The following is a 6,590-nucleotide window of genomic DNA, read 5'->3' on the forward strand; positions in this document are numbered from 1 at the left end:
GTGCCGCCGCCATGATACCGTTATCATCGATCAAATTGGTGCGTGCTCAAACGCCAACAGGCAGAGAGACCCGCGCCTTACCTATGCAATCGGAGATCAAACTTTTCGGTTTGAGAGGCGGCCCTGGACTGAGTACACCTGGTAGCAACTTTGTTTTGACCTTTGATGTGGGCGGCAGCCACGTGAGCGCAGGCCTCATCGACCTTGCCAATCTGCGAGTGGTGCGCGCCCAAGACGCTTCCCTGGTGGGCATCGATACGTTCGAGGCATTCGCTGACCTTCTGCATCGCCTCGGCACGCAGGCCGCAAACGGCGAGACCGACATCGCGGGCGCGTCGCTCGCAGTTCCCTTCCCCTTCGACTGCGAGACCGGCATGAGCCTCATGGAGCACAAGCTGACTGCCCTCTATCGCAAAGACCTGCGGGGCGCACTCGCTGATCGCTTCGGCTGGAACCGGGACCAGTTCCGCTTTCTCAACGACGCCGGTGCATACCTGCTCGGTGAGGTGGGCGCAGGCGCGGTGAAAGGCGCCAAACGTGCCGTCGGGCTCACCCTCGGCACCGGCATCGGCTGCGCATTTGCCATCGATGGCGTGCAGGTGCGCGAAGGAGAAGGCGTGCCTCCCGGCGGCGAGATCTGGGACTACCCCTACGGCGATGGCACAGTCGAAGACCTGATCTCGACGCGCGCCGTGAAATCCGACTACCTGGCTCGCACGGGCAGCGACCTCGAGGTATCCGCCATCGCCGCGGCGGCCGACAAAGAGGATGACGCGCGCGAGGTATTCGAGACCTTTGGCCGCCACCTCGGCCAGGTTTTGCGAGATGTGGTGGCGCCCTTCCGGCCCGACATGGTGGTCGCCGGCGGCGGCATCGCACGTTCGGCTTGGCTGTTCCTCCCCGCTGCGGAAAAGGAGATCTCCGGGCTTGGCTTCTGCCTCGTCCAATCGGCGCTATGGGATCAGGCTCCCCTGGTGGGTGCGGCGCACTTCTGGCGCGACCAGCTCGGCGAGGTCCGCAAAGCGCCCGCGGTCTCCATCTCCACGTAACGGCGGGCCGCAACCGTCCGCCCTTCCGCTGTTGTAAGCTTGCAACGAGAATCCACGCCACCCATTTCTTTCGGGCGGCCCATGCGCCGCGCGTGCGCAATTCTCTTATCTGCGAATCGCCGCGAGTGCAACCACGTCTTCTGGAGTTCCGCTGATGCCCGCCATTGCTGAAGAGAACAAGCTCATTCGCTACAACCGCTTTCTGCTGCTCGTCGCCGGCCTCGGCGGCCTGCTCTACGGCATCGACGTGGGCATCGTCGGCGGCGCCGTCCCCTACCTCGAAGCGACCTCGCACCTCACGCCCGCCGAGTTGTCCATCATCGTTGCCGCGGTTTTGCTGGGCAGCGTCTTCTCCACGCTGTTTGCCGGCATCCTCGCCGACTGGATGGGCCGCAAGCCCCTCATGATCGTCAGCGGCGTCGCCTTCACCCTCAGCATCCCCGTCATCGCGCTTTCGCAGAGTTACAGCGCCCTGTTCTTCGGGAGGCTGCTGCAGGGCATGAGCGGCGGCCTCGTCGGCGTCGTCGTTCCCCTCTACCTCGCCGAATGCCTGTCCGCCCAGAAGCGCGGCCGCGGCACCGGCGTCTTCCAGTGGATGCTCACCCTCGGCATCTTCGCCGCCGCCATCATCGGCGTACTGGTCAGCTATCACGTCGACGCCGTCGCGCGCACCGGATCTGCCGGCGACCTCTTCCACGCCAAAGACTACGCCTGGCGCAGCATCTTCTGGATGTCCTTGCCTCCCGGCCTGTTCTTCGTCTTCGGCAGCTTCTTCATCTCCGAGTCCCCCCGCTGGCTCTTCCGCCGCGGCAATTCCGATCAGGCACACGCCGCCCTCCTTCGCTCCCGCACTGCCGATCAAGCCGCCCTCGAATTGCGCGAAATGGGTGAGACAGCCTCCCAGGCCACGTCCAAATCCGCCAGCCACCAGGGCGGCCGCGAACCCCTGCTCCAGCGCCGCTTCATCCTGCCCTTCCTGCTGGCCTGCGTCATCCTCTCCTGCAACACCGCCACCGGCATCAACTCCGTCGTCGGCTTCAATACCGACATCCTCATCTCCAGCGGCCTCTCCGACGTGCAGGCGCACTGGGGCTACGTGTTGTTTACGATGATGAACTTCCTGCTTACCGCGGTCGGCATGACGCTGGTGGACCGCAAAGGGCGCAAGTTCCTCTTCCTCGTCGGAACCTCCGGCATCATCGTCTCGCTCTCCGTCGCCGCCCTGCTGTTTACGCGCAGTGAGAGACATCGCGTCGACGTTGCCGGCGCCGTGCAGCCGATGATCAGCAGCGACCAGCAGCTAACCTTCCGACTCGATGAGCAGACAACCCGCACCCTGGGCGTGACCCCTGGCGGCGAACAGGCCCTCTGGGTGGTCTACTCCTATGGCGATTTCACCGGCAGCACCACGCCGGTTCGCCTCGGCGACGCCACCGCGGCCATCGACGTCAACCGCAAAGCTGCGCTGCCCGGCGGCAAAGTCGAAGCCTTCTTCCGCAATCCCTTCGCCAACCTCGACGCCGCGCGCACCGCCCCCCTGCACATCGATCACGCCTACGTGCAGCAAGTGCCCAGCGCCACCAACGGCTGGCTCATGGCCATCTGCCTTTACGTCTTCGTCGGCTTCTACGCGATGGGTCCAGGCGTCTGCGTCTGGCTCGCCCTCAGCGAACTCATGCCCACCCGCATCCGCTCCAACGGCATGAGCGTCGCGCTGGTCCTCAACCAGCTCGTCTCTACTACCCTTGCCGCCGTCTTCCTGCCCGTCGTCGGCAAGCACGGCTACGCCAGCATGTTCTTCGTCTTCGTGGGATGCACAGTGGTCTACTTCTTCACCGTTCTGCTCTTCCTGCCCGAAACCAAAGGCAAGACCCTCGAGGAGATCGAAAAGCACTTCGAGACGGCGTGAAGCGCAAGTGATCAGGTGATCAAGTGCTCCAGCACTCGATCACCTGATCACCTGATCACCTGGACATCACACCCGCGCCTGCACCACAATGCACGTGATGTTATCCCGGCCGCCGGCCTTGTTGGCCGCCTCAACCAGCCGGTCCGTCCGCTCCTGCAGCGGATCATCTCCCCCCAGGCGCTCCTGAATCTCCGCATCCGGCAGCTCGCGGGTCAGCCCGTCGGAGCACAGCAGAAACAGGTCGCCGGGCTGCGCTTCAAACTGAAAACAATCCGGCGTCACGCAATTCTGCGTGCCCACCGCACGGGTGATCACGTTCCGCAGCGGCGAACGCTGCGCCTCGTGCTTTGACATCCGCCCCAGCCGCACCTGCTCCTCTACCAGCGAGTGGTCCAGCGTGAGCTGCTCCAGTTTTCCGTTGCGCAACCGATAACAGCGGCTGTCCCCGACATTGAACACCCACACCGTCGACTGTTCTACAACCAGCGCCACCAGCGTGGTGCCCATTCCCGAAAGATTGGCATTCCGCTGCGAACGCGCGTATACGGCATTGTTGGCGGTGCACACGGCGTCTTCCGCCACCTTGGGAATCGGAGCGGACGGGTCCCGCGCAGTGAGCACCTGAAGCACCTCATCCACGGCGATGGAGCTGGCAATCTCGCCGCCCGCCGCGCCGCCCATCCCGTCGCACACAACGTAAATGCCGTGCTCGATCGAGAACCCGAATGCGTCCTGGTTGTTGGCGCGCTTGCGACCGCGGTCGGAGGCCGCAGCAGCAGCGTAGTGGAGGGCAGCCGTGGCCAAAAGTTTTTCTCCCGGAAGAAAGTGTACACGGCTTGTCTAAGTGTGGGGCAGTAGTGTGCCTCACAGGTCAATGCTGGATGCCCATCTCGGGTACCGGCGGCGGCGCAGGCAACTCAAACATCTGCAGATTTCCATCCATCATAATCGCCACCCGCTGCCCTGAAGGAGAGATCGCCACGTTGCCGCCAATATCGAAAATCGGGCTGGCCGCCGCCCGCAGAACCACCTTGCCCGTCGCCGCGTCCACAACCTGCACGTCCTGCCCCTTGATGTCCTCAGGCTCCAGCGGAGCGATCGTGTTCATCGCATGGTTCGCCATCAGCGACTCCCGCGCAAACCGGCTTCCCGTCGCATTCGTCACCAGCAAAGGCCACACTGCCGCCCCCAGCGAGGCGTTCTGCCACAACCGTTTTCCGTTTAGCCCCATCGCCACCAGCCGCGGGTCGCCGTCTGAGCTGCACGTGGTCCCCAGAATTTCTGACGCGGAGATAAAGTCCAGCGTGGGCAGGCATGCCGAATCCAACTTCCCCACCACCCCGCTTCCGCCGGAGAAGTAATCAAAATTCAGCGTCCACGCCATCCCCGTGCCGCGCAGCAGCTCCAGGTACCCCTCGCCATTGATAGGCAGGTGCACGGCCGAATGCACATGGCTCACCAGCATCACCTTCCCGTCTTCGCGGCGAACGATGCGCAGAACCAGATCGGGCTTCTCCCCCGGAGAGGGCGCGTCCGAGAACACGTCGACCGTGCCCCTCGAGGGGCTTGGAGCCTTCTCCGGACGCGACGCCTGCGTCGGCGGCTCCGTCGAACCCGTCACCAGGTAGTGGCGCGAAGGATCCATCTCTACCCACTCCACCGGGCCCGGAAACTGCAAAAATGGCTTCAGTTGCAGAGCCGCGTCGCCGATCTGAATGGCATCGAGGTCGCGCAAAAGGAACTGGCCGTTGCCAAGGTTATAGAGATAGCGTCCGCGATCATGCAGGGTCCACACCGCCTCCGCGTCCACGGTTCCCTGCGGCAGCTTCAGCACCACGGCGCGCACCTTGCGCTGGTTCTCGGTCTCTTCATTACGCGTGGTGCGATGGATCAGGCCCGGCACGCGAAATGTGAACAGCAGCCGGTCCTCGTCCAGAAAATCGAGCGACATCAGCGAAGTGCGCATGCCCAGGTAGAAAGCGGCCGGCGGCGAAAATCCCAGCGGTTCCCCGGCAATCGAATAGGCCGGCGGCACCGTGGAACGCACCTGCGCTGAAGACCCAGGAGCACTCTTCTTCTTTGAAGCGAACAGGCCCTTGGGCAGCACACCCTGCCCTCCCGCACCCGGCGCGCACGCAACCAGCAAGGCGGCCATCACCAGCCCCGCTGCCGTTCCGGTCCACACGCGCGCTGGAAAATACAGCTTCGCCATTGCAACTATTCTCGCCCATCCCATCGCCCCTTGTCAGGCGCCCGCCTCCCCCCTATCCCAAAGCTGAGAGCTGACCGCTGACGGCTGACCGCTGCCCCGCTCGCCGTATGCGACAGTTAGAAAGAATGAACCGCAACGCCCCAATGACAAGCAGGCGAACAATGTGGCTGGGCTACGGCGCGTGCGCGCTGGCCGGCTGCCTCTGGGGCACCGGCTTCTTCTTTGGCCGTATCGCCATGAATGAGATGAGCGTCGAGTACATGGTGCTCTACCGCTTCTTCTTCGCCTGTGCGGGACTCCTGCCCGTGGCTCTGACCCATCGCGTACGCCTCACCTGGGCCGAAACGCGCATGCTCCTGATCTCCGCGTTTCTGGGCGTACCCCTGCAGTTCCTCATGCAGTTCCATGGGCTGGCCCGTACCACCGTCAGCCACGCCTCCCTGATGGTCGGAACCCTTCCAGTGCTGCTGGCCGGAGCAGCCGCTTTGTTCGCCGCGGAGCGCCTGGACTTGCTCGGCTGGGTGGCGCTGTGCTGCTCCAGCATCGGCGCCGGGCTCATCGTGCTCGGCGGCACCCACGGGCATCCGTCACGCGGCCAGCCTACCCTCCATGGCGATCTGCTCGTCGTCCTCTCTCTGTGCCTCTCCCTCGCCTGGGTGCTGCTCAGCAAAAAGCTGATGGAAACGCACAGTCCCCCCGTGGTCACCGCGTACACCCTGCTCGCCGGCACGGTCATGCTGGCTGCCTGGATCCTTGGCCCCCGCGTGCTCATCCACTGGCTTCCCAACCACAGTGCCCCCGTCCCCTTCACGCACGTCAGCCCCAAGGCCTGGGGTGCCCTGGCCGCCTCCGGCCTGGCCTGCACCGCCACCACTACCCTGCTCTGGAACTGGGGCATCCATCACGTGCCCACATCGCGAGCCGGCGTATTTCTCAACATCGAGCCCGCAATGGGCTCCTTCCTCGGCGTGCGGCTGCTGGGCGAGCACCTCGGCCCCTTCGCCTGGGTCGGCGGATCCCTCATCCTCGGCGCAGCCATCACCCTCACCACCCGCAAACACCAACCCGACCCCCCCGTCATCCTCGAGTGATTCCGACCACCACAGGGCTTTGTCACAACGGCACGCATCACAGGCTGCGGAAAACTCAATCCGAACGGGCCACTGATACGGCCTCTTCCACGGTGTGTTCCGTCCTGCCGATAAGCTGCGAATTCAAACAACTGAGCCTTGATCCGAGCAAGCATTCGCCACCTCACCCGCGCGTCGCTGCCCACCCCCCCCCGCTTGTCATCCAGAATTCACAATCCAGCATCTAACCCCCTCAGTTATGTGCGTGGGCGATTGGTACTTATTTAAAGATCAGGGTCAGATTAAAAGAGATTGTCAAACGACATCTGTGCGCGGCCGGCGCAGAGCTC

5 protein-coding genes are annotated in these 6,590 nt (G+C 63.9%); 3 read left to right on the forward strand and 2 right to left on the reverse strand.

The window, feature by feature from the left end; translation table 11 throughout:
• Positions 1-155: 155 nt before the first annotated feature.
• The gene (locus VGL22_RS09830) at positions 156-1,049 is read left to right on the forward strand and encodes an ROK family protein (RefSeq protein WP_465266736.1); all 894 of its coding nucleotides are present in this window, start codon (positions 156-158) and stop codon (positions 1,047-1,049) included.
• Positions 1,050-1,203: 154 nt separating this feature from the next.
• Positions 1,204-2,958 (forward strand): MFS transporter, encoded by a 1,755-nt coding sequence (locus tag VGL22_RS09835; protein WP_465266737.1) that lies wholly within the window; start codon positions 1,204-1,206, stop codon positions 2,956-2,958.
• A 66-nt stretch (positions 2,959-3,024) separates the two neighbouring features.
• Here the strand turns inward: VGL22_RS09835 and VGL22_RS09840 are convergent, their stop codons facing one another.
• Together VGL22_RS09840 and VGL22_RS09845 are read right to left on the reverse strand one after the other, a co-directional pair.
• The gene (locus VGL22_RS09840; protein WP_465266738.1) at positions 3,025-3,762 is read right to left on the reverse strand and encodes a Stp1/IreP family PP2C-type Ser/Thr phosphatase; all 738 of its coding nucleotides are present in this window, start codon (positions 3,760-3,762) and stop codon (positions 3,025-3,027) included.
• A 67-nt stretch (positions 3,763-3,829) separates the two neighbouring features.
• Positions 3,830-5,170: a hypothetical protein gene (locus VGL22_RS09845; RefSeq protein ID WP_465266739.1), complete on the reverse strand. Its 1,341-nt coding sequence runs from the start codon at positions 5,168-5,170 to the stop codon at positions 3,830-3,832.
• 143 nt (positions 5,171-5,313) lie between these two features.
• Here VGL22_RS09845 and VGL22_RS09850 point away from each other — a divergent pair, with 143 nt between their 5' ends.
• Positions 5,314-6,261: a DMT family transporter gene (locus VGL22_RS09850; RefSeq protein WP_465266740.1), complete on the forward strand. Its 948-nt coding sequence runs from the start codon at positions 5,314-5,316 to the stop codon at positions 6,259-6,261.
• The last annotated feature ends 329 nt before the right edge of the window (positions 6,262-6,590 follow it).

Origin of the sequence: Occallatibacter sp., assembly GCF_036502485.1 — a bacterium.
Taxonomy (GTDB): Bacteria; Acidobacteriota; Terriglobia; order Terriglobales; family Acidobacteriaceae; genus Telmatobacter.